The organism is Pseudomonas sp. 05N433, assembly GCF_056396925.1.
This window is the reverse complement of record NZ_JBFTML010000061.1, coordinates 1-22,619: the sequence shown is the minus strand read 5'-3', so window position 1 is coordinate 22,619 and position 22,619 is coordinate 1. Positions and strand designations below refer to the sequence as shown.

General features: G+C 60.9%; 19 protein-coding genes. 4 read left to right on the top strand and 15 right to left on the bottom strand.

Going from position 1 to position 22,619, the window contains the following annotated elements:
• The first annotated feature begins 92 nt into the window (after positions 1-92).
• Positions 93-680: a phage tail protein gene (locus AC1DIS_RS25360; RefSeq protein ID WP_477744078.1), complete on the top strand. Its 588-nt coding sequence runs from the start codon at positions 93-95 to the stop codon at positions 678-680.
• A gap of 56 nt (positions 681-736) precedes the next feature.
• Positions 737-1,048, top strand: coding sequence for a DUF6916 family protein (locus tag AC1DIS_RS25355; protein WP_007940987.1), 312 nt, complete (start codon positions 737-739; stop codon positions 1,046-1,048).
• 58 nt (positions 1,049-1,106) lie between these two features.
• On the opposite strand, the gene AC1DIS_RS25350 is transcribed toward AC1DIS_RS25355, so the two are convergent.
• Genes AC1DIS_RS25350 through AC1DIS_RS25335 form a run of 4 tightly spaced genes read right to left on the bottom strand, consistent with a single transcriptional unit; the run spans position 1,107 to position 5,811 of the window.
• Positions 1,107-1,604: a GNAT family N-acetyltransferase gene (locus AC1DIS_RS25350; RefSeq protein ID WP_018929400.1), complete on the bottom strand. Its 498-nt coding sequence runs from the start codon at positions 1,602-1,604 to the stop codon at positions 1,107-1,109.
• Positions 1,605-1,615: 11 nt separating this feature from the next.
• Positions 1,616-3,712, bottom strand: coding sequence for a site-2 protease family protein (locus AC1DIS_RS25345; RefSeq protein ID WP_477781149.1), 2,097 nt, complete (start codon positions 3,710-3,712; stop codon positions 1,616-1,618).
• Positions 3,713-5,032 (bottom strand): efflux RND transporter periplasmic adaptor subunit, encoded by a 1,320-nt coding sequence (locus AC1DIS_RS25340; RefSeq protein ID WP_477744077.1) that lies wholly within the window; start codon positions 5,030-5,032, stop codon positions 3,713-3,715.
• Positions 5,029-5,811, bottom strand: coding sequence for an efflux RND transporter periplasmic adaptor subunit (locus tag AC1DIS_RS25335; protein WP_018929403.1), 783 nt, complete (start codon positions 5,809-5,811; stop codon positions 5,029-5,031). The genes AC1DIS_RS25340 and AC1DIS_RS25335 overlap by 4 nt, the downstream gene beginning before the upstream one ends.
• 496 nt (positions 5,812-6,307) lie before the next feature.
• Between AC1DIS_RS25335 and AC1DIS_RS25330 the strand changes: the two genes are divergently transcribed.
• On the top strand, positions 6,308-6,997 hold the full coding sequence (locus AC1DIS_RS25330) for an NYN domain-containing protein (protein ID WP_019581661.1): 690 nt from the start codon (positions 6,308-6,310) through the stop codon (positions 6,995-6,997).
• Here the strand turns inward: AC1DIS_RS25330 and AC1DIS_RS25325 are convergent.
• The 11 genes from AC1DIS_RS25325 to AC1DIS_RS25275 all read right to left on the bottom strand — a co-directional run bounded on the left by AC1DIS_RS25325 (position 6,978) and on the right by AC1DIS_RS25275 (position 21,195).
• Positions 6,978-8,555, bottom strand: coding sequence for an efflux transporter outer membrane subunit (locus AC1DIS_RS25325; RefSeq protein WP_064615740.1), 1,578 nt, complete (start codon positions 8,553-8,555; stop codon positions 6,978-6,980). The genes AC1DIS_RS25330 and AC1DIS_RS25325 overlap by 20 nt on opposite strands.
• A complete protein-coding gene (locus AC1DIS_RS25320; RefSeq protein ID WP_064615737.1) occupies positions 8,552-9,622 on the bottom strand; it encodes an HlyD family secretion protein in 1,071 nt (356 codons plus the stop codon). Before AC1DIS_RS25320 ends, AC1DIS_RS25325 begins: the two co-directional genes overlap by 4 nt.
• A gap of 26 nt (positions 9,623-9,648) precedes the next feature.
• Positions 9,649-11,187 (bottom strand): MFS transporter, encoded by a 1,539-nt coding sequence (locus AC1DIS_RS25315; protein WP_064615735.1) that lies wholly within the window; start codon positions 11,185-11,187, stop codon positions 9,649-9,651.
• A 126-nt stretch (positions 11,188-11,313) separates the two neighbouring features.
• Entirely contained in the window at positions 11,314-12,234 is a 921-nt protein-coding gene (locus AC1DIS_RS25310; RefSeq protein ID WP_019651583.1) for a LysR family transcriptional regulator, read from the bottom strand.
• A 58-nt stretch (positions 12,235-12,292) separates the two neighbouring features.
• Positions 12,293-13,159 carry an ABC transporter permease gene (locus AC1DIS_RS25305; RefSeq protein WP_028939519.1) on the bottom strand — a complete coding sequence of 289 codons (867 nt, stop codon included), beginning with the start codon at positions 13,157-13,159 and terminating at the stop codon, positions 12,293-12,295.
• A gap of 20 nt (positions 13,160-13,179) precedes the next feature.
• Positions 13,180-14,040, bottom strand: a complete 861-nt coding sequence (locus tag AC1DIS_RS25300) for an ABC transporter ATP-binding protein (protein ID WP_477748608.1) — start codon at positions 14,038-14,040, stop codon at positions 13,180-13,182.
• Between the two features lie 5 nt (positions 14,041-14,045).
• Positions 14,046-15,071: an ABC transporter substrate-binding protein gene (locus AC1DIS_RS25295; RefSeq protein ID WP_433784676.1), complete on the bottom strand. Its 1,026-nt coding sequence runs from the start codon at positions 15,069-15,071 to the stop codon at positions 14,046-14,048.
• A 15-nt stretch (positions 15,072-15,086) separates the two neighbouring features.
• The gene (locus AC1DIS_RS25290) at positions 15,087-15,998 is read right to left on the bottom strand and encodes a TauD/TfdA dioxygenase family protein (RefSeq protein ID WP_477748607.1); all 912 of its coding nucleotides are present in this window, start codon (positions 15,996-15,998) and stop codon (positions 15,087-15,089) included.
• Between the two features lie 291 nt (positions 15,999-16,289).
• On the bottom strand, positions 16,290-17,657 hold the full coding sequence (locus AC1DIS_RS25285; RefSeq protein ID WP_477748832.1) for an HlyD family type I secretion periplasmic adaptor subunit: 1,368 nt from the start codon (positions 17,655-17,657) through the stop codon (positions 16,290-16,292).
• Entirely contained in the window at positions 17,647-19,803 is a 2,157-nt protein-coding gene (locus tag AC1DIS_RS25280; protein WP_018929410.1) for a type I secretion system permease/ATPase, read from the bottom strand. The genes AC1DIS_RS25285 and AC1DIS_RS25280 overlap by 11 nt, the downstream gene beginning before the upstream one ends.
• A gap of 39 nt (positions 19,804-19,842) precedes the next feature.
• Positions 19,843-21,195 carry a TolC family outer membrane protein gene (locus AC1DIS_RS25275; protein WP_018929411.1) on the bottom strand — a complete coding sequence of 451 codons (1,353 nt, stop codon included), beginning with the start codon at positions 21,193-21,195 and terminating at the stop codon, positions 19,843-19,845.
• Positions 21,196-21,551: 356 nt separating this feature from the next.
• Between AC1DIS_RS25275 and AC1DIS_RS25270 the strand changes: the two genes are divergently transcribed.
• On the top strand, positions 21,552-22,619 hold a 1,068-nt coding region (locus AC1DIS_RS25270; RefSeq protein ID WP_477781148.1), incomplete at its 3' end, for a retention module-containing protein.

The following is a 22,619-nucleotide window of genomic DNA, read 5'->3' as shown; positions in this document are numbered from 1 at the left end:
AGATGAACGGAGTCGGCTGATCACTGCGATCCGCCCGGATAACCGGGCCTGCGATGTGACATATCAGACACTAACCTGAGGGATGAGGAACTATGGAAGTATTCATGGGCACTATCCAACCTTTCGCCTTTAACTTCGCCCCCAACGGCTGGGCCCTGTGCTATGGCCAGACGCTGGGGATCTCGCAATACCAGGCGCTGTTCTCACTGCTGGGAACCTACTATGGAGGCAATGGCACCAGCAATTTCATGCTGCCCAACCTGCAGGGCCGCATGCCGATTGCCCAAGGCAACGGCCTGGGCCTGACCCCGCGTGTCATCGGTGAGGTCTCCGGGACCGAAAACGTCACCGCAACCATCAATAACCTGCCCAACCACACCCACGCCCTGTCCGGGCTCACGGCCACCACCACCCTGCAACTGGCCAGCCCGGCGAGCAACCCGGTCACCAACCCGACCGCAACCAACTCCTACATCGGTGCCTCGGGCGGCGGGCCAGGCTCGGCGAGCATCTACTCCGATCAGCAAGGTGCTGCGGCGGTACCGCTCAAGGGTGTCACCAGCACCGTGACGGGGGAAATCTCGTCCGCCGGCAATGGTTTGCCCATGACGGTGATGAACCCGTTCCTGGTGCTCAACTTCAGCATCGCCCTGAACGGATTATTCCCTTCGCGTAACTGAGGGTCTGGCCGGGGGATGCACATCCCCCGGCCACTTTTGCTTGATGGAGGGATGCCATGCTGCAACAGGTTCAAAGCCAACACTTTCAGGCACTGCTGGGCAAGACCGGGACGCTGCGGCTGCCCGATGGCAGTGAATTGCCGATCCATATCGACACCCTTAAAGAAACGCCCCATTCACAGATGCCCAAAAGCGAGCGCATGCCGTTCAGCGTCGAGCTCAACAGCCTGCAACCCACCGACTTTGTCGATGGCTTGTGTGCGCTGGAGTTGCCGGAACTGGGCCAGGTGGAAAATATTTTCGTCTCGCGAGTACCGACCATGGGGCGGGATCCCGACGTGGGTTATTTCTACATCGCCTTCAACTGAGACTTTGTGGGAGCGGGCTTATGTGGTGAGCCCCTCACCACGGTTTTTTGTATTGCTCTTAACCCTGCGGGTACCACACCAACCGCTCCGCCGCCGGGTTGCGCTCTTCAACCTGAAACCCCAGCGCCAGGTAATGCTGGCGCGCATGGGGATTGTTGGCCCAGACCACCGTCGCCACAGGGCAGCGGATTTGTTGCGCGGCTTTTTGCACGCCTTGCAGCACCGTCCGCCCGTAACCCCGGCCTCGGGCCTGGGGGATGAACGCCAGGTACAGCACGCGAATTTCATTGGGACCGAAGTCGGTGGTCAACGCGCCGATGGCTGTGTCGAGTTTCTCGATCACGTAATGCATGGCGTCGGGAAAGTTTTCCCCCAGTCCTTGTTCCTGCACGGTGAATTGCTGGGCAACCACCTGTTGGACCACTTCCTGCTCGCCGTCGATCCATTGCAGATCCGGCCGCGCCGCCTGGTAAAGGCTGTGCAGAAAAGGTCCATCGCTGGCGCGCGAAGGCCTGACCACCAGACCGTCCGCTGCCACTGAATCGCTGTTCGCCATCGCTGTTCTCCCTAGAAACCGCTTTCCCTGACCCCCAGGGCTGCCATGCGCCGCCAGGCAACGCCCAACAACGATTCGCCGCTGCCCTGCAACACCACAATGCCGCGCAAAGGTTGCACCGGCGTCGGCGTCTCTTCGAGGACGCTCAACCGCGCGCCATACTGCGCCTGCACCGGTTCGGCGCGCTGATGCTCATCCCGGCGTACGGCAATCGGCCCGTGATGATCGGAAGTCAGCGCCTCTTGATCGACATAGGCCGCGCCGTTGGTATCGATTTCGCTTAATTGCACGGCGATCGCCGGGTGCATCGGGTCATCGGCGATGAACCGCCCGCGAGCACCCGAAGCAACACGCCAGAGCTCGGCTTCAGCCAGATAACCGCGCAACCGCGCGCCGTCTTCGACCACCCGCACCAAAGGATCTTTAGTCGAAAGCCAGCGACCGACCGTTAACTGCGGCAACAGGTCGCGCACCTTGCCGGCGTGGGGCGCACGCAATAGCAGTCGCTCACGCTGGGCGACCAGGCCGCGGTATTCAGCCACCGCTTCCGCCAGGCGCTGCTCGACGATTCCGGCGTCGGCCGCGGTTTCGCTGCGGCTGGCCTGACGACGCATCTGCAACTGCTGAATCTGGATCTCGCGGCGGACGATGGCCTGGCGTGAGTCCAGGTCCGGTGATTCCAGCTCGATCAGCACCTCGCCCTGGGCGACAACCTGACCGTCATGCACATTCACCGTTTTTACCCGCGCCGCCACCGGCGCGTGCAAGGCGCTGGTGTGTCCCGCCTCCAGCATCGTCGGCAGCTCCACCGCGCTGCGCCACGGCAGCGCCAGCAGCAACAACAGCCCGAACAATGTCAGGCTGCTGAGCAGTACCCGAGGCGTATGCGCCTGTTCGCGACGACTCCACCATTGCCGCCACTCGCTCAGGATCGGCAGGAAGATGAACCACACCAGCTCCACCAGCATCAGGAAGATCCCCAATACCTTGAAGAACAGGTGATAAACCGCCAGCGCAATCCCGAAAAACAACGCCGCGCGCCATAGCCACGAGCCGTATCCCCAGATCAACAACCGCCGCTRCATCCTCGGCGCCCACGGCTCCGGTGCCGGGGCAGCGTAGCCGAACAGGAACTCGCGCAATCGCCAGCGACACAAGGCAAAGGCACGTCCCTGAAGGTTGTCCACTTCCCAGAAGTCGCTGAGCAAGAAGTAGCCGTCGAAACGCATGAACGGGTTGAGGTTGATCACCAGCGTAGTAATCCAGGTCGCACTGGCGAGCATGAACGCCGCCGTGCGCCCGGGGCCATCGGGCAGCAGTGACCAGGCGAGCAGCGCGATACAGGCCAGCACCAGTTCCGCCAGCACCCCGCCGGCGCCGATCAGCAAACGCGCACGTCTATCGTTGACCCGCCAGGCGTCGCTGACGTCCGTGTAGAACATCGGCAGCAGCACCATGAACGCCACGCCCATGCTCTGCACCCGACAACCGGCGCGCTTGGCCATGAAGGCGTGGCCGAATTCGTGGCACAGCTTGGCGAAAAACAACGCCACCGCGAACGCCAGCGCGCCACCGAGGCTGAACAGGTGCGGAAAGGTGGCGATGAATCGCTGCCAGTCCCGCGACACCAGAAACACCCCGAGCCCCAGCGTCGCGGGCAATCCGTAGCGCAATGCGCGCGGGCCGAAACGCTCCAGCCACGGCCAGACGCGATTAAGAAAGGCGTCCGGACGCCACAGCGGAATCCGGAAAAACAGGTATTGATGCAGCAGGATTTTCCACAGGCTCTGGCGCTGAGCCGCGGCCTTCAGGCTGTAACTGGCGCGCTGCGATGGGTCGAGGGCGCTGATCAGGTCGTGGCCGCGCAAAAATTCCAGCAATTGCTCAAGCGCCGCGCCGTCCAGCGGCAGCCCTGGCTCGCGGTTGGCGGCACGCAGCACCTGCTCGGGATCACCCAGGGACCAATGACGCAGCAAGCGCATCGCCGCCGCGCCGAGTTTGAAATAACGTCCACGCACCGGGTCGGCCAGGGTCCAGCATGGTGACCCGTCGAGGGCCGGCGCCGCCGTCGACAATTGCAGGTCTGCCCGCAGGCTCGGCAGGCTCATCTAAAGGCCTACGCTCTGACGCAACCCGGCCAGCGGTCGACGCAACAGGTACAGCGCCAGCGGCGCACGGTCACCGAAGACTTTCGCCGTGCCACGCAAGCCAATGCGCGGCGGTGCGCCGTCGAATGTCGCATCCAGTCGATAAGCCAGTTGCCCGCCAGCTGTTGGCTGCGCTTCATAGGCCGAACGTTCGAGCCTGGCCTGGTGCCGCTGCAGTGGATCGCTGTCGAGAAACAGTGCGACCTGCGCCCCAGGCTCCAGGGCGATCGCATCGCCCACGGCCAATTCGATGCGCAACTCGGCCTGATTCGGGTCGGCGAGTTCCATCAAGCGCTCGCCGGTCTGTACCGGTTTGCCGGTCCAGCGTTCGGCATCGGCGAACACCGCGATGCCATCCCGCTCGGCACGCACTTCGCTGCGTTTGAGCAGTTCACGGGCGTAATCCCGTTCGGCGCGTTTCTGCTCGACACGTGCGGCCAGCAGATCGATTTTCGAACTGGATTCGGCATCGGCGAAGGAACGTTGGGAATTGGCCTTGAGTTCCGCTTCGGCAACGCCCAGAGCGCGCTCGGCCACATCAGCCTGAGCCTTGAGCGTGGTGCTTTCGAAGCGCAGCAGCAGGTCGCCGGTCTTCACCGTCTGGTTGGGTTTGACCAGGAACTCGGCGATCACCCCGTCCAGCGGCGCCGCGACCACCCGACCGCCCAACGGGACGACCTCAGCCGGCGCCAACACCGATTGGCGCACCGGAATCAGTAACCCGAGCAACAACACGGCGACCAGTGCCACCTGACGCTTGCGCGTCCAGCGCAGTCGCCAGGGTTTGCGCGGTTGCAGCGCCAGCCAGGCATGGCTGTAGGTGTCGCCCAGTTGCGACAACAGCACCTGCTCGGCAGGGTTCCACGGCACATCCCGCGCCAGCCACAGCCCGCCGAAGATCTCGCCCTGATGATCAATCAGTGGCAACCAGAACACCTGAGCGGCCGACAGACTTTGCCAATCGGCCTGAATCGATTCACTGAGCAGATCGGGCGCGATCACCCGTGCCTGTTTCAGCACCTCGAGCTTGAACAACTGCGCGACCGCTTGCTCGACAAACGCCACGAACGGCGCATTCGGCTCCACCGCACTGACACCGGTCACCGCCTGCACCTTGCCGGCGATCAACAATGCGGCATGGCGGAAACTGAACAGCGACTGACCGTCATTGACCAGGCTGTAGGCCAGTTGCGAAGGATTACGAGCCGCGCGGGTCTGGCGTTCGAGGTCGAGAAACCTGGCGAACACCTGCTCGGCGCCGCCCGTTACCGGGGCGTTCACTTGAGCTCCGCGAAACGCGCCGTTCCGCTCATGCCGGCCAACAGGCCGCTGGCGTTGGGCAGTGTCGCCACCAGCAGCAAGGTCTGGCTGCCTTCGTCGATCCGCGCGCCGAGGCGCTTGACCGTGGCATCCAGCGGCTGACCGGTTTCATCGGGGACAAAACTGAACGTCTGGCCGGGCTTGAGCTTGCCCATCCAGCGTGAAGGCACCAACAGGTGAATTTCCAGGGTGCGGTTATCGACCACATCCAGCAACGGCGCGCCAGCGGCAACGCTTTCGTAGCGCTTGACCTTGCGCTCGACGACCTGGCCATCGAACGGCGCGACCACACTGCAGCGTTTGACCTGAACCTGATAAACCTGAGATTGCGCCTGGGTTTCGCTGACCTTGGCCTCGGCCCGCGCCACTTCAAAGCGCCCCACCGAATTCAACGCCGCCAGTTGCCGATTATGGGCCAGCTCCTCACCGGCGCCACGATTGGCGGCCTGTGCCGCGTTGAGCTGAGCCTGATAAGCCGAGCAGTCAAACCGCGCCAGGGTGTCGCCCTTTTTGAACGACTCGCCCTCACTGAACGGCAACTCGACAATCCGCCCGGACAACTCACTGGCGAGCACCGCCTGATCCCGGGCTCGCAACACACCACGGGCCTCACTGCTGGCTGACGCGTTACCGCCGACCGCGTTGCTTTCCAACAACGGATCGTCTGGCGCAGGCGTTTGCGCCTGTACTACGCACGTTACAAAGGTTAATCCCGCAACCCAAACACGAAAACGCCGCATAACCGTAACTCCCTGACGGATGAGCGGAGTCTACGACAGCGGGGGGGCGCGTCAAGCAGATAGCCATCATTGGTTGGAAATGTAATGTTTCAAAAAGGACAAAATTTTCAGAGCGGTCGTTGATTTCCGAGCTCGATGAGTATCGGTAATAAATCCCACAAGAAATCAGGAACGACCATTCGATCAAAAACGAAATCGGCAATAGACACTTCATCCCCTACAAACGCAACGGCACATCTACCCTTTCCGCCGTAACAATCATTAATAGATGGGTCCAGGAATGGCTTGACCATCAACCAGACAAATGCACAAAACTGGCTTGCCGGCGCTGGGGATGTCCCTCCGAGTGATGCCTTGGTCAGTCAACGGTTGACGTCATCGCTAACTCGACTTAGGATCGTCTTACTGAACCCCGTACGCAGAGATTAAGTTCACTGGCAGTTGGTGGTGAAGAAACCGGCCTAGGCCGGTTTTTTCGTTTCTGAGGATTGAGTTTGTGCGTACCGCTTTCTTTGTTGATGGCTACAACGTGTTCTATGGATTGCTCGCGGGTACCCCATACAAATGGCTCAATCTGAAAGGCTTGCTGGGCCATGTCGCCCACATCGAGAACCCACAAAATTCACTCATCTCGGTTGATTACTTCACCTCATCTGTCAAACCAGAACTTGCCACTCGCGGCAGAGTGTCCAAAGAAGCTCAAGACACCTATGTGCGTGCTTTAAAAGCGACTAATGTTGCCGTTCACTATGGTCGCCATAAACTTGAGCCAGCTAAAGCACCTCGCTTCATTGACAGAAAGACCGCCGCCTCTCGCCAAGACAAGATCGACATCTGGAAGCTTGAAGAAAAAGAAACGGATGTCCACATCGCAATCAGCATGTATCGCACTGCGGCAAGGCAGGCCAAGCTCCATTTCCATGAGCAAATCGAACAGCTAGTCCTGGTATCCAGCGACACCGATATGACTCCAGCCCTGAGAGCAATTCGAGAAGATTTCCCAGACATAAGAGTTGGAGTCATTCTTCCTCATCGAGCCGAGTTAAACCGTCCATCACCAGGCTCTTTAAAGGAGCACTCACACTGGATGCGACGTGTCGTAACCTCAGAAGAGCTGCAGTCGCACCAGTTTCCAGTTCGTGTGGCTACTCATAAGGCACCCGCGATCAAGCCGGATTATTGGTAACGGCCCCTGCCACCGGATACACCGACTCCCATCCCCCACCCAACGCCTTGTACAACCCCACCATCGCCAACGACACCCCGGTCGAGCTCTCGACCCACTGTTGCTGGGTCGCCAGCAATTCGCCTTGCACGGTCAGGACGTTGACGAAATCCACCACCCCTTCGACGTACTGCTGTTGCGCGGTGCGCAGGGCGATCTGGTTCTGGCGCACGGCTTCGGCGAGGCTGTCGCGGCGCAATTGGCTGGCGTTGTAGGCGGTGAGTTGATTGTCGATTTCATGCCATGCCCGCAGCACGGTTTGCTGGTAAGCCAGGGCCGCTTCCTGTTGTTGGGCTTCGCGCAGATGCAACACGCCCCGCAGCCGACCGCCGTCGAACAGCGGCAAGCTCAATTGCGGACCGATGCTGAACGAGCGCGAGCCCCAGGAGCCGAAATCGCTCAGTTGCAGGGCTTGCGAACCGATGTTGCCCGACAGGGTGATTCGCGGATAGAAGTCACCCTTGGCCACACCGATGCTGGCGGTCGCGGCATGCAGTCGGGCTTCGGCCTGGCGGATATCCGGGCGGCGCTCGGCCAATTGCGACGGCAAGCCGATGGCGACCTGTCGCGGGGTTTGCGGTACCGGGGCGTCTGTGGATAACTCGGCGGACAACGCTTGCGGCGGTTCGCCCATCAACAGGCTCAGCGCGTTGATCAGTTGCGACTGACGCTGCTCCAGCGCCGGTAAACGTGATTCGATGGCCGCGACTTGCGCGGCGGCTTCGGCGACGTCCAGATCCGTCGCTACACCGTCGGCCAAGCGCAGTTGCGAGAGTTTCAAACTATGCCGGGCGACGTCGAGATTCTGCTCGGTGACGGTCCAGGTGCTTTGCACACCGCGCAGTTGAATATAGTCCTGAGCCGTTTCGGCGAGCACCGACAGCAGCACGCCACGGCGATCGTTTTCCGCCACCTCCAGGGTGGCATCGGCGGCTTCGGTTTCGCGGCGCACACGACCCCAGAAATCCAGTTCCCAGGAAGCGGAAAAGCCTGCATCCCACAGGTTGTACGCCGAGTCGCCGTTATTGCCCGACGGATCGTTCAGTCCTTCACCACTGTTGCGTTTGCGCCCGTAGCTACTAGTGGCGGTAGTGTTGGGATAGCGCTCGGCGGTGATTACCTGGCGCGCGGCGCGGCTTTGTTGCAAGCGGCTGCTGGCGAGTTTCAAATCGAGGTTGTCGGTCAGGGCGCGTTGGGTCAGGGCCGAGAGTTTCGGATCGTGGAACACTTCCCACCAGCGTTCGTCCATCTCGTTGGGAACGACCTGACTGGCGGCGGCTTTGGCCGGTTTCGACCATTGGGCGACTTGCTGCGGCTGAGGGCGCTGGAAGTCCGGTCCGACGGTGCAGGCACTCAACGAAAGCAGGTTCAACACAATAGCGACAGAGCGAATACTAGCTCTGTGGCGAGGGGGCTTGCCCCCGTTGGGCCGCGCAGTGGACCCGAAATTTGCGAGCGCTGCGCACTCGAACGGGGGCAAGCTCCCTCGCCACGGGGATGTGTGATTAGCGAAGTTCATCGTTGTGCGACCTCATGCTCATCGGCCGTAGCGCTGGCAGTATCAATACTCGCCTCCACCGACATCCCCACCCGCAACCGCTCGGCCAATGGCTGGCCTGGATCGAGGATGATTTTCACCGGAATCCGTTGCACAACCTTGGTGAAATTGCCGGTGGCGTTGTCCGGTTTGACTGACGCGAAGGTCACGCCGGTGGCCGGTGCGATGCTCTCGACGCGTCCCTGCAGGGCTTCGCCACCAAGACTGTCGACATGCACCTGCACGTCCTGCCCCGGCTGTACGTCGGTCAATTGGGTTTCCTGAAAATTGGCGACCACATACGCCCGCTCCAGCGGCACCACGGCCAGAATCTTGCTGCCCGGTGTGACATAGGCGCCGACCCGCACCGCGCGCTCGCCGACCATGCCGTCCTGGGGGGCAACGATGCGCGTATAGGACAGTTCGTAACTGGCCATTTCCAGCGCCGCTTGCGCTCGTTTCAGTCCACCTTCGGCGGCATCGCGCTGGGCAGTCAAGATCTCCACTTGTTTGCGTTCCGCCGCCAGCGCCGCTGTGGCATTGGCCAACCGAGCGGTGGCCTGATCGATGCGCGTGCGCGCCTGCTGGGCATTCTGCACGGTGCCGGCACCCACCCCGGCGAGGTGGTTGTAGCGGTTCAGTTCATGCTCGGCGAAAGCCATCTCCGCCTTCGCCGAAACCACCGTAGCCTGGGCCTGAGCGATCACCGACGTCTGGCGTTCCAGGGTCGCCCGGGCGTTTTGCAGCTGCGCCCTGGCCACCAGGGTTTGCGCGTCGGCAGCCTCAGCGGCAGCGCGCAGGTCGCGGTCGTCGATCAACGCCAGCAGTTGCCCGGCCTTGACCTGTTGGTTGTCCTCCACCAGCACTTCCTTGATGAATCCCGCCACACGCGGCGCCACCAGGGTGAAGTCCGCCGAGACGAAGGCATCATTAGTGCTTTGCTGTGTACGCTTGCCGAACAAGCCCGGCGCCAGCAGGTAAATCAACACGCCGACCACCATCGCTGCGGCAACGCCGACAGCGATTTTTTGCTTTGATTGAGTCGTCATAAAAACCTTCTGTTTCAGTGAAGCGTTCAAGTTGGCGCGCGCGGTGGATAAATCCGCGTCGGCAGCCAGAAAATCAGCAGGATCAGCGCCACCGCGACGCCGGCCATGCACAGATAAAGATCGGAAGAAGTCAGCACCACAGCCTGCTGATGCAGACGGTGAGCGAGGTTCGCGCTGGCGCTATCAACCAGAGGCGAGTTACCGAGGTTGTCCACCAGCATGCTCGAGTGGAAATGCAGCCTTGCGGTGGTCAGCGCATCGATCACACCGGTGGCGATCACTGCCGCCAGGCCTTTGACCGTGTTGAACCAGGCCGAGGCGAACGGTCCTTCCATCGGGGTGATGCTGCCGGTGGAGAGCATCAATAGCGGCAGCACGGCCATGGGTTGACCGAAAATCTGCAGCCATTGCAGGACGTAGAAATCGTCACGAATCCACGCCGACGTCAGCTGCGAGCCGCCGATGCAAGACAGCGCCAGCATGCTCAGGCCGATCCCCAGCACCCAGCGGCAATCGACCCAACGCAGGTTGCACAGCGCCGCCACCAACGGCAGCGCGATCAACTGTGGCAACGCCGCCAACAGCATAATTGGCGCAGTCTGTATGGGGCGATAGCCCTGGACCTGAGCCAGGTAACTGGAGGGAATGATCACCACCACGAGCAACACCACCAACACGCCGGCCAGGGTCAACAATGCGAACGACAGGTTGCGGATGCCGAGCATCTGCAACTTGAAGAACGGAATCGGTTGCGACCACTCGTTGATCAGGAACAGCACCAGCAGTAGCAGCCCGCCGCCGAGCAGTGCGCAGATCAGGCTCGACTCGAACCAGTCCAGCCGATTGCCTTGCAGGATGCCGATCACCAACATGCAAATCGCCGGAAACCCCAGTAGCAAGCCACGCCAGTTGAATGACTTGCAGCGTTCCAGACGCAGCGGATCCTGGGGTAGACCGTAAGCCACCGCCGCCATGGCAATCAGGCACGGCACGACGATTTGCCAGAAGGTCCATTGCCAGCCGACGTACTCGGTCCACAACCCGGCCAGCGGCGTGCCGAGACCAGGGCCGAAGGTTGCCGTCAGGGCATAACCGGCCAGACCATAGAGCTTCACATTGGCCGGCAGGAACCGCAGCGCAACGGTCATCAGCATCGGCGGCAACGCACCACCGGCCAGGCCCTGCAGGGTGCGCATGACCAGCAGGCTTTCATAATTCGGGACAAACGGGCACAGCACGCCCAACAGAGTGAAGACGCTGATGGCGCACAAGGTGAAACGCCGCAACGAGAACGTCACCGAACACCAAGGAGCAAACGCCATGGCGGCCACCGAGGTCGCGGTGTAGCTGGCGACCAGCCAGGTGCCTTCGTCGTAGCCGATGGCCAACGCACCGCGAATGTCGGCCAGGGCGACCTTGGTCACCATCTCGTTCAGGCCTGACACCAACACCGCCAGCAACACACCCACCAGGCCAATGATGATTCGCGGGCCGAAGACCGGCGGTGCGACGGCGGTCGCTGGAGTAGTCGCAGCGAGAGGCGCCGCGACCGGGAGGGAAGTCATGTACTGCACGCTCCGGAAGGGGAATACCGAAGCATTTTAGGAAGTGCGATGCCTTACGAAAATTGACTTATTGGCAGCTTATAAGTGCACTAAACGCAATGATTAAAGGATGCGATCCCTTGATCTTCAAACCGGCTGTGCCGCCAGCCAGGTCTCGTCGCAACAAGCCTTGAGCGTTTCACGCATCCAGCGGTGCGCCGGGTCTTTGTCGAAGCGCGGGTGCCAGGCCTGGGTCAGCATGAGGGTAGGTAGCGGAATCGGCAGGGTGAACGAGCGCAGCTTCAAGCCCAGGCGCCGCACACTCAGCAATGCTTCTTTGGGCACCGGCAGGATCAGGTCGGAATCCGGCAAGGCGAACATCGCCGCATGGAAACTCGGCGCAATCACCGCCACCCGCCGTTCCAGCCCCAAGGCATTGAGCGCCGTGTCGATCGGCCCACGGGCGATCCCGCGACGGGACATGCTGATATGGGAAAAGCCGGCGTAACGCTCGGCGGTGATCTCGTCATCGAACAGCGGATGGTCTTCGCGCACCAGTCCGACAAAGTGGGTGGAGAACAGGTTTTGCACCTTCACTTCCGGCATCAGCGGTCGATTGTTGCTGACGCTCAGATCGATGCGTCCTTCGCGCAAGGCTTCATCGTCCCCGTCGCCCTCGGGGACAAAGCGCAGTTCGCAATGCGGAGCCTGGCGCTCCATCGTGTCGAACAGCTTGCCGCCATAGACGCCCACAAAGAAATCATTGGCGCGAATGCTGAACCGCCGGCGCAAGCTGCCCAGGTCCACGTCATCGGCAGAACGGAACAGCAAAGCGGCCTGTTCCACCAGGTCCCGCACTTGCTCGCGCAGCTCCAGCGCCTTGGGCGTCGGCACCAGGCCACGGCCGGCGCGTACCAGAATCGGATCGCCGATGGCCTCGCGAATCCGCGTCAGCGTCCGGCTCATCGCCGCCGGGCTGAGGTTCATCCGTCGCGCAGCGCCCACCACGCTGCCCTCGTCGAGCAAGGCGTCGAGGGCGACCAACAGGTTCATGTCCGGGAGTTGCATGCTGAGCACTCATAGCTGGTCTGGATTGATTCAGACGCAATGCTAGCAGATCAAAAGATCACCGCTGCATCCCCCAACGCTTCACCGTCACCCGCTCCAACGTATCAAACACCAGATTCTCCACCAGCAAACCGATCAGGATTACCACCGCCAACCCGGCAAACACCTTGTCGGTGTACAGCTCATTACGGTTCTGGAAGATGTACCACCCCAACCCACCCTTGCCGCTGGTGGCGCCAAATACCAGTTCAGCGGCGATCAGCGTGCGCCAGGCGAATGCCCAGCCGATTTTCAAACCGGCGAGGATCGACGGCAGCGCGGCCGGGATCAGGATGAACAACACGAAACGCATGCCCTTGAGGCCGTAATTGCGCCCCGCCATGCGCAGGGTTTCCGAAACGCCAAGGAACCCGGCATAGGTGTTCAAGGCCAACGCCCAGAGCACCGAATGCACCAGTACAAAAATCAGACTGTTCTGCCCCAGCCCGAACCACAGCAGCGCCAGCGGCAACAGCGCAATCGCCGGCAACGGGTTGAACATCGAGGTCAGCGTGCTCAGCAGATCGCGACCCAATTGTGTCGACACCGCCAATGTGGTCAGGGCAAACGCCAGCACAATCCCGATCAGGTAGCCCTTCAACAACACCACCAGCGAAATCCACACCTTGCCCAACAGTTCACCGCTGAGCAGGCCGTCGTACAGCGCGCTGGCGGTTTGCAGAAAACCTGGCAGCAGCAGGTCGTTATTCTGATAACGGGCAACGGCTTCCCAGAGCAGCGCGAGCACAATCAGGATCAGGCTTTTACGCAACCAGCCCTGTTGCCAGAGACGCTGACCGAGGGCTAACTCACGCTCCAGCGGGACACTCGTCAGCGGCTGCAAAACGGTTTCGTACTCTTTACGCGCGGATGATAGCGGGCTCATCGGGCACTCCTCTCAATGGCTCAATAAGCGATGCGAATATCGGCGAAATCCAGCTCACGCGCGGTTTCCGGTGACTGGCCTTCATCGAACAACAGCCGATGAATCCGCCGCGCCGATTCCTGGAACGCCACACCGCCGAGGCTGTGCAAATCGTATTGATGGCTGTGGACTTCGGCTCGTACCCGCCCCGGATGAGGCGACAGCAGCAGAATCCGGTTGCCCACCACCAACGCCTCTTCGATGGAGTGAGTGACGAACAGCAGCGTGAAACGCACCTCCTCCCAGAGCAGCAGCAACTCTTCCTGCATCTTGCGCCGGGTCAGCGCGTCGAGGGCGGCGAAGGGTTCATCCATCAACAGGATTTTTGGTTGCATCGCCAACGCCCGGGCAATCGCCACCCGAGCTTTCATGCCGCCAGACAGGGTATGCGGATAGGCATCGGCAAACGCCGCCAAACCAACCTTGTCCAGATAGTGCAGCGCCCGCTCTTCAGCCTCTTTACGCTTGAGGGTTTTGGACGCGAGCAGCGGAAACATCACGTTCTGTTTGACGCTTTTCCACGGCGGCAGCTGATCGAACTCCTGGAACACCACGATCCGGTCCGGCCCCGGCGCATCGACCCGCTGGCCTTGCAGGCGAATCTCGCCCTCACAGGGCGGGATGAACCCGGCGACCGCCTTGAGCAACGTCGATTTTCCGCAGCCGGACGGACCGAGCAACACAAAGCGGTCCGCCGGATCGACCTCGAAACTGACCTGATGGGTCGCTCGAACCACACGCGCCGGCGTGCGGTATTCCAGGCTGACCTGGTCGACCGACAGCAGCGCTTGTGCGGCCGCGATCGGATTGCTGGCCGTGTGGCCTTGCAAGGGGGCGTTCATGTCGGTCAGCTCCCTTGCAGCGGTTTGGCATCCTGGAAGAAGTAGTCCTTCCACGAATCCGGTTTGTTTTTGATCGCGCCGACGCGGTAGAGGAACTCGGCCAGCGGGTAAGTGTTTTTCGGCGTGACGGTAAATTCGAACTGCGGGTTGTCGATGATTTTCAGCAACGCCGCACGGTCGATTTTTGCCTTGGTGACACGGATGTATGTGTCGGCCGCCGCGCCTTTATCGTTCTGCGCAAACTCGGCCGCTTCGGTCAGCGCCGCGATGAAGGCTTTATAGGTTTTCGGGTTCTCGTTGCGGAATTTCTCGGTGGCGAACAACACGGTCGGCGAGTTCGGGCCGAGCAGGTCATAGGTGTTCAGCACCACGTGCACACCGGGGTTTTCCAGCGCCTGATCCTGGAAGGGCGGGTTGGAGAAGTGCCCGGTCAACTCGGTGCCGCCAGCGATCAGTGCCGCAGTGGCATCCGGGTGCGGAACGGCGATGGTGTACTTGTCGAGGCGATTGAACTCTTTGTCGCCCCATTGCTTGGCCGCTGCGTATTGCAGGAAGCGCGACTGCACCGACACCCCGACCGCCGGCACCGCAATGCGGTCCTTTTCGGTGAAGTCAGCGATGGTTTTGACCTTCGGATTATTACTCACCAGGTAGTAAGGGAAGTTGCCCAGGGAAGCCACGGCCTTGACGTTCTGTTTGCCGTGAGTGCGGTCCCAGATGGTCAGCAGTGGCCCGACGCCGGCACCGGCAATGTCGATGGAGCCGGAGAGCAACGCATCGTTGACCGCCGAGCCGCCGGAGAGCTGGGTCCAGTCGACCTTGATGTCGATGCCTTCCTGCTTGCCGTACTTCTCGATCAGGTTCTGATCGCGCACCACGTTGAGCAGCAGATAAACGATGCCGAATTGTTCGGCGATACGAATTTCACCCTCGGCGTGGGCCACGGTCGGCGCCACCAGGCTGCCGGCGAGCAGGCTGAAACCCAGGCCGATAGCGGCGGCCAACGGTGCAAATGGAAGACGTTTGGACATGAGGGTTCTCCGAAATCAGAAAGGCGCGTCGCCCTGGATGGTGGTGCGATACAACTTGCGGCGCAGATGGCTGGGGCATCCGGCGGCGAGGTGAATCAGCGAGCGGTTGTCCCAGAACACCAGGTCGTGGGCCTGCCATTGATGGCGGTAAATGTTTTGCGGCAACACGCTGTGGGCGTAGAGCTCGTCGAGCAATTGTTTGCTCTCGTCTTCCGGCAAACCGACGATGCGGGTGGTGAAGCCCTCGCTGACGAACAACGCCTTGCGACCGTTTTCCGGGTGGGTGCGGACGATCGGATGAACAACTTCAGCGACCTGAGCCAGTTGCTCCGGCGTCAGGGTCGGACGCCAGTTGCCCTCGAATTTGCTCTCGCTGTAACGCGCCGTGTAGGAGTGCGCGGCCGAACGACCTTCAACGGCTTTACGCAGCGCCTCGGGCAAGCTGTCCCAGGCTTTGTGCATGTCGGCGAACAGCGTGTCGCCGCCTTCGGAGGGCAGTTCCTGGGCATGCAGCATCGAGCCCAGGCTCGGCAGTTCTTTATAAGAGAGATCGGAGTGCCAGAACTTGCCGGCATCACCGAGGCCGATGGATTGGCCGTTTTCGATGATGTTGGAAACGATGAGGATTTCCGGATGCCCGGCCAGCAGGAATTGCTTGAGCACGTGGATCTGCAACACGCCGAAACGGCGGCTGAAGGCGATCTGCTGTTCGGGGGTTATGCGCTGGTCGCGGAACACCACCACATGATGATCCAGGTGCGCACGGTGGATTCGGGAGAAGTCCTGGTCATTGATTGGGCGGGACAGATCCAGGCCGATGATTGCGGCACCGACGGCGCCGCTGAACGGACGGATTTCGAAGGCTTGCGACGCGAGGGTGGCGGCGCTTGTTGGCTCAGGCTTTGGGGAAAAAGAGACAGCTGGCATAAAAATCACTCCCACGCACGGCGCGCTCAAGGGCGCGCGTCGATCAGAAACTCACGGAGGTCCCGTGTTGGTTCGTGTCGTGCGGCGCGCCGATTGGTCGGCAGGTACGCAGGGAAGTGACTTTATAGGTATAAGAATTTAAATTTAAATACCGTTAGCGAATAACGATATGGCTTTTGAAGTGTGGTGTCTTTGAGGACGCTTTCGCGGGCAAGCCTCGCTCCTACAGAAGCCCCGCGTCCTGTAGGAGCGAGGCTTGCCCGCGAAGAGGCCATCAGCCTCACCCGAAAACTACCGCTCGTGCAACGCCTCGGCGCGGGCCCGGATAATCGGCTTGAGCAAATAACTGAGTATGGTCTTCTTGCCAGTAATGATATCCACCGACGCCACCATCCCAGGAATGATCAGCAACGGCTTCTCATCCGTCCCGAGGTGGCTGCGCTCGGTGCGCAGTTTGATGATGTAGTACGTGGTCTTCTTGTCTTCGTCGGTGATGGTGTCGGCACCGATCTGCTCCAGCTTGGCTTTCAGCCCGCCATAAATGGTGTAGTCGTAAGCCGTGAACTTCACCGTGGCGTCTTGCCCCGGATGCAGGAAGGCGATGTCTTGCGGGCGAATCTTGGCTTCCACCAGCAAGGTGTCGTCCAGCGGCACGATTTCCACCAGGTCGCTGCCCGGCTGGATCACGCCACCGATGGTGTTCACCAGCAACTTGTTGACGATGCCGCGCACCGGCGATGTCACCAGCGTCCGGCTGACCCGGTCTTCCAGCGCCTTGCCGGTAGCCTGGGCCTTGTTCAGATCAGTGCGCGCTTCGTTGAGTTGAGTCAAGGCTTCACTGCGGAATTTACCGCGAGTCTCATCGATCTTGCGCTGCACTTCCTTGATCGCCGATTCGGCGCGAGGGATCGCCAGGGTGGTGGCGTCCAATTGGCCGCGGGTTTCGACCTCGGCACGCTTGAGTCGCAATACCTCGACCGGGGATACCGCGCCCTGAGCCACCAACGGCTCGGACATGGCGATTTCCTGACGCTGCAAGGACAGACCGCTGCGGTACTGGGCCTGCTTGGAGGTGAACTCACGCAGCTCCTGCTGCTTCTGGATCAACTGTTCCTGCAAGCCACCGATCTCATCGTGCAGTTGCTGACGACGACTGATGTACAACGACTGTTCGCTGGCGGCCTGGCCGGGTACAGCTTTGAGCACATCGGCGGGAAAATTCAACGGACGGTCATCGACCTCGGCGCTCAAGCGCTCCACACGCAACAGCATCGACAGCCGATCGGCTTCGGTTTCGCCAACGTTGGAGGCAAACCGTGTGTCGTCCAGACGTATCAGCGGCGCGCCAGCCTCGACGATTTGCCCTTCCTTGACGAACAGCTCGGAAACGATGCCACCCTCAAGGTTCTGGATTTTCTGGATCTTCGACGACGGAATCGCCTTGCCGTCGCCCTTGGTGACTTCATCGATCACCGCAAAATTGGCCCACAGCATCAGGAACACGAAGAAGCCGATGATCGCCCAGATCGTCAACCGCACCACGCGCGGGGCGTCCTCGATCAGCGCTTTGTTGACCTCGGGAAGGGGCTGGCCTTGCAGCGACGCGGAGCCTTTGAAGCAGCGGCGGATGGATTCTTTGACCCCGGACTTAAGCAACACTGATCTGCCCCTTTTTCAACGCTTCCATCACGGCGGCTTTCGGGCCATCGGCGAGAATCTGCCCGCGGTCGATCACCAGCAGGCGATCCACCAGCGACAACAGCGAGGCCCGGTGCGTCACCAGCACCACGGTCTTGTTTTCCACCACGGCAGCGAGGCGTTGTTTCAGGCGCTCTTCGCCAGTGTTGTCCATGGCGCTGGTGGGTTCGTCCAGCAACAGGATCGGCGGGTTGAGCAGCAACGCTCGGGCCAGGGCCACGTTCTGGCGCTGACCGCCGGACAGGTTCTGCCCACGCTCACCTACTTGCAGTTCATAACCTTGCGGGTGCAGGCGGGCGAACTCATGGACGCCGGCCAGCTCTGCAGCTTGCAGCACCAATTCGTCTTCGACATAGCGCGCGCCCGACACCAGGTTGTCGCGCAACGTACCAGCGAGCAATTGGATGTCCTGGGGCACGTAGCCAATATTGTGGCGCAGTTCGCTGACGTCGATCTGGCGGATATCCACACCATCCACCAGCAACGCGCCGTCGTCCGGCTGATAGAGGCCCACCAGCAGTTTGGCCAGGGAGCTTTTGCCCGAGCCGCTGCGACCGATGATGCCGATCTTCTCGCCCGGCTTGATGATCAGGTTGATGCCCTTCAGCGCGGGGTTCTGTTGATTCGGATAGGTGAAGGTCAGCTGACGGCATTCAATGGCGCCTTGCAGGACCTTGCGGCTCAGCGGGCGCTCGTCGAAATTGCGCTCCTGAGGCAACTCCATCATCTGATCGACCGAGGTCATGGTCACGCGGGCTTGCTGGTAGCGGGTCAGCAGACCGGACAGCGAGGCCAGCGGGCTGAGGGCGCGACCGCTGAGCATGTAACAGGCGATCAAACCGCCCATGCTCAGGTTGCCGGCAATGATCTGGTACACGCCGAAGACGATCATGATCACCCCGGCCAATTGCTGAATCAGCAAGGTGATGTTCATCGCCAGACCAGACAGCATTTTCACCCGCAGCTCAAGGCGGCTGAGGGTGCCGATAGTCTGTTCCCACTGATACTGGCGTTCGCTTTCAGCGTTGTTGACCTTGACCGCATCAAGACCGGCGAGGGTTTCGATCAGGCTCGACTGGCGCTCGGCGCCCAGGGCCATGGTTCGCTCCATGGTCGCCACCAGCGGCTTCTGCAAGGCATAACCGATCAGCAGCGCAATCGGGAACGCCAGCACCGGAATCCACACCAGATGCCCGCCGAGGATCGCGATGACCAGGAAGATCAACAGCGTAAACGGCAGGTCGATCAGGCTGGTAAGGGTCAGCGACGCGAGGAAGTCGCGCAGGCTCTGAAATTCATGGATGTTCTGGGCGAAGCTGCCGACCCGCGCCGGGCGGTACTTCATGGCCATGCCGACGATGCGCTCAAACAGCGTCGCTGAAATGATCAGGTCGGTTTTCTTGCCCGCCAGGTCCAGGCACAGACTGCGCAGGCTCTTGAGAATCAGGTCGAACACATAAGCGCCGGTGATGCCGATGGCCAGCACCCAAAGGGTCGATTCGGCCTGGTTCGGCACCACGCGGTCGTAGACATTCATCACGAACAGCGGCGCGGCCATGGCGATGATATTGATCAGCAGACTGGCAGCGATGGCGTCGACGTACAGCCAGCGCGAACGCTTGAGGGTGTCGCGAAACCACGAACGCGCGCGCGGGATCAGCGTGCCGTGGTTAACGTCGAATTTGTGCTGGGGTTGGGCGAAGAACACTTTGCCGCTGTAGTCGTCGGCGAGCAGTTCACGACTGACGCAGACTTCGCCACCATCGCTTTCACTGAGCAGCAAGCGGGCCTGGTCTTCACCGTGCCAGCCGAGCAGCACCGCACTGCGTCCGTCCTTGAGCAGCAACAGCGCCGGCATGGCGATCGCCGGAATCTGCTCCAGCTTGCGTTGCAGCACCCGCCCTTGCAGCCCGGCGCGAGCGGCCGCACGAGGCAGCAGTTCGACGCTCAGGCGCTGTTTGGGCAACGGTAAGCCGGTGGTCAGCATCGCCGCGCTGGCCGGCTTCTGGTGCAACGTGCAGAGGGCTAGCAGGCCGTCCAATAACGGATCGTCATGCAGCGCGCGTGGATCATGAATGAGTTGAACTCGACTGACTTCTGATTCCACGCTCGACACTCTTGGCTAACGGTTGAAATGGGGCAGGACTCAATTCATCCCAGGCAGCTGGACCTTGGGCTTCACGTCATTCTGCACAACGGATGCCAACGGTGCGACTACGCCCTGACTTTTGAGCAATTCGCCCATGGTCGCCTTGATTCGGTACTGAGTAAATAACTGAATGTTTTTGATCTCGACCAGCCGACGGGAAGCGGTGAACAGCTCGTTTTCACTGTCGAGCAAGTCAAGCAGCGTCCGTTCGCCGAGGCTGAATTGCTTCTGATACGCGCCGCGCACGCTGGCGCTGCGATCGACATATTGCTGGGCGATCGGCACCTGGGCGTTGGCGTTGTTCAGGGCATTCCAGGCCAGGCCCAGTTCTTCATTCAACACACGCAGGGCGTTGTTGCGAATATCCAGCGCCTGGTTCGACAGGTAGGACTTGGATTCCAGATCGGCCTTGTTGCTGCCACCGGCAAACAAATTGAAGCGCATGCGCAGCATGGCCTGCCATTCGTTGTTGTGACCGTTCTGACCATCGAGGTCGTTGTCGGCGGTGCGACCCAGTTCGGCATCGAAGCGCGGGTAGAAGCTCGACTTGGCGGCTTCGTACTGTTTCTCGGCAGCAGCGATATCCGATTCGGCGGAACGCAGGATCGGGCTGTTTTCCAGCATCTGCGCCCGGGCTTCATTCAGGTTGGCTGGCAACAGCGCCATAAAATCGGCAGGCCGCTCCAGTTGATCGGGCATTTGGCCGACGGCACTGAGGAAGTTGGTCTGGGCGTCTGCCAGGTTGGTCTGCTCGGTGATCAGATTGTTGCGGGCCTGGGCCATGCGTGCTTCGGCCTGATCGAGGTCGGCGCCGCTGCCCACGCCGCGCTGGGTGCGCAATTTGATCTGGTCAAAAATCCGTTCGTGGTTTTTCAGGTTGTCTTCGGCCAGGCGCACGAATTCGCGGCGGGTCAGCACATCGAGATAAACCTGAGCGACGGTCAACGCGGTGCGTTCCGAGGTGCCCATCAAGGAATAAGCACGGGAATTAACGGTGGCTTGTTGACGCCCCACTTCGCTGGACGTCGCAAAACCGTCAAAAACCATCTGTGACAGACGTAAACTTGACTCGCTCCGGTTCAGCGTTTCCCAGTGGTTGCTGCCGCCAGCGGCACGGGTGGAGACACTGTCGGTGCCTTCGCGACCATAACCGCCCAGCAGATCGACCCGTGGCAGGTATCCACCTTTTGCAGCCTTTAATTGATAATCCGCGGCCAGCCGACTATTGACCCCTGCCTGGATTTCCGGATGGACATCCAGTGCCTGTTGCATGGCCTGCGGAAGGGTTTGCGCCTGAACAACGCTGGCGGCAAAGGCGAAGGGTAGAACCTTGAACAGGTGCAAACGCATAGTTGGAATTTCCCGGGACTTCTTGTCTTGAATCACTGCAGAACATGGCGCTGCATCGCATGGTGGCAACCGGAATGACCGTATGTCGGAAAGTTCAAAATCGGAACTGGATCACACACTGTAGGACAGGTCGCCGCTTAAATATCAATGTGACATTACCTTGACGATTGTTTAGGATGACTCCCATAAGGTCAATAGTTTGGCATAAAGTTAATTTCGAAAAAATATAGCCAAATTATTGACGGTTGCGCGTCAAAGCTATGTATCGAATTTTGTAAGAACGTCCAGCCCCGATCGGCGAACGCGCCCGAGCGGTTCATGGAAGTCAACTGAACGTGACACCCGGAGAGTCTTCAATGAGCAGTGTTGTTGCCATCGTCAAAAGCATTGTTGGTCAGGTTTTCGCGGTGTCCCCAGAGGGCATCCGCCGCGTACTCGTTGAAGGCGACCGGTTGTTTGCGGGCGACCAAGTGGACACCGGTGCCGCCGGCGCCATTACCCTTGAACTGGCTGACGGGCGGACCCTGGACCTGGGCCGCGACACTCAGTGGAGTGGCAGCAATCCGGACTCCAGCACCGACCTTGCACAAGCCACTGCACAAGCGGCGCCATCAGTTGACGAACTGCAGCAAGCCATCGCTGCCGGAGCCGACCCAACCACCGCGCTTGAAGCCACTGCTGCCGGCCCGACCGCCGCAAGCGCGGGCGGCTCTGCCGGTGGCGGCCACAGCTTCGTGGCTCTGGAGGCAACCGCTGCCCGGGTCGACCCGACCATTGGCTTCCCTACCGCAGGCCTCGCCACTGCGGCTTTGGCAACACAAAACACCACTGGCGGCCAGACCGCCAATACCAGCTCCAATGCTCTGCGCGAATCGACCCTGAGCCTGAGCGCCACGCCGACCATCACCGAGGCCGGTGGTGTACTGGTTTACACCGCGACCCTGACCCAGGCACCGCTGACCGACCTGACCATCACCCTGTCCAACGGCGCGGTGATCGTGATCACAGCCGGCCAGACTACCGGTACCGTCAACGTTCCTCTGGCGCCGAACGACACTGTTTATAACGATCCGACCCAAATCGACGTGACCGTCACTGGCACCACGGGTGGCAGCGGTATCGTGGTCACCCCGCCGACTGCTCCGGCCGTGACCCAGGTCACCGACACCGTCGACACCACTACCGTTACGCTGACAGCGGGTTCAAGCGTCACTGAAGGTGGCCAGATCACCTACACCGCGACCCTGACCAACCCGGCGCAGACGCCGGTCACCGTGACCCTGTCCAACGGCTCGACCATCACCATCGAAGCCGGAAAAACCACCGGCTCCGTGAACGTCGAAACCCCGGCCAACGACGTCTACAACAACGGCAGCACCGTCAGCACCACGATCACCGGTGCCACCGGTGGCAATTTCGAGAAC